The 1,218-nt window shown below is 44.5% G+C and carries 3 protein-coding genes; 2 read left to right on the top strand and 1 reads right to left on the bottom strand.

Translation table 11 applies throughout. The features are described 5' to 3' along the window. Nucleotides 1-24: 24 nt before the first annotated feature. Both A3739_RS27420 and A3739_RS31555 read left to right on the top strand, forming a co-directional pair. A complete protein-coding gene (locus A3739_RS27420) occupies nt 25-252 on the top strand; it encodes a hypothetical protein (RefSeq protein ID WP_068473520.1) in 228 nt (75 codons plus the stop codon). A 309-nt stretch (nt 253-561) separates the two neighbouring features. Continuing rightward, the gene (locus A3739_RS31555) at nt 562-771 is read left to right on the top strand and encodes a hypothetical protein (protein WP_068473514.1); all 210 of its coding nucleotides are present in this window, start codon (nt 562-564) and stop codon (nt 769-771) included. Nucleotides 772-816: 45 nt separating this feature from the next. Here A3739_RS31555 and A3739_RS27405 read toward each other — a convergent pair. Further along, nucleotides 817-1,218: hypothetical protein (locus A3739_RS27405; protein WP_231877168.1), on the bottom strand; the 402-nt coding region annotated here is incomplete at its 5' end.

Raw genomic sequence — 1,218 nt, 5'->3', positions numbered from 1 at the left:
TTGTTGCAAAGTAGGTAAATACCGATGGAATATCTTCCCTGCGTCAAACGCCTAATTGGACTATGGATGCTGTCGTTATCAGCGTCGGCATATGCTCATGATCTTCACTACTTTGTCGTGGAAAATATCGCCGCACCTTTACAGATTGTCGATGAAGAAAAAATCCATAGTGGCATCGTCACCGACATTGTCACTGAAATCGCACGACTCGCCGAACTAGATATCAAAATTACTGTCGCACCAAGCCCATGAATCGAACGGCTGTTAAAAGGAGAGAGCAATGTTAATTGGATCGCCTATGACAGCCCTTCGTGGGATTCACTACCAAACGGAATTGCCTTTGAGCCAGCAGTCACAAAAGTCCATCATTCGGTTTTACATTGCGGTGCATTTCGAGACTTTGAAGAACTTGAAGCATACGAGATCGCCATCATTAAAGATTTTCGATATCCAGGATTAAATAAACATGCTTCGGAGTTTTCCTTAGAGCTCACCGAAGTAAAGAGCTACGAACAAGGGCTTGAGTTAGTCGACTTAGAGCGCGTAGATAGTTTTATAGAAATGGATTTACGACTAAGCTACCACGTTAGTCAGCAGCCAGATCAAAAGCGCACAACGCTCACTTATATTGACGATATTGAGCCGCCTTATGCGATCAAACTGAAAGTGAATCAAAACATGCCGCAGAGTCGCGTTAACAAATTAAAGCGCGCTTACCAAAAACTTCACGAGTCTGGTTTTATTCAAGAAACAATAGAGAAACATACATGATAAGCCTCGACCTTGTGGATAGGTCGAGGCCTGAATTCAAAGCCCTTAAGGCATTTGAATTTGAGGGCCGCCGTCTTGACCTGGAACAACAATCTGAGACGCTTGTTGTCGACGCATTTCTTGTAATTCACGCATCGTATCTTCCATTGCCTGCTTAGCGCCATCACCAAAACCTGCAACTGCGTCTGCTAAATTATCAACCGCTAACTCAAACGTGAGTGGCAGAGCACCAGCTGGAGTCATCATTTGCGCTTGTCCGACGTATTGCACTGCACGCGCATCGTCACGTTCACCACTTGCCGTCACAGGCGTCATAACACGAATGGTGCCGATCTTCTGATCTGTATAAATTTCTTCGCGATAAAGATTCGCGACATCCATATTCATTTCTAGTTCTTCAGACATGAGAATTCCTGTACTAAAAGGATTGAGCCGATACGGGCTGAA

Source organism: Oleiphilus sp. HI0067 (assembly GCF_001635735.1).
This window is presented reverse-complemented; position numbering and strand designations above follow the sequence as displayed.

Coding starts and splice junctions, on each gene's coding strand:
- A3739_RS31555 (WP_068473514.1), top strand. CDS start 562: ATGGATTTACGACTAAGCTACCACGTTAGTCAGCAGCCAGATCAAAAG.
- A3739_RS27420 (WP_068473520.1), top strand. CDS start 25: ATGGAATATCTTCCCTGCGTCAAACGCCTAATTGGACTATGGATGCTG.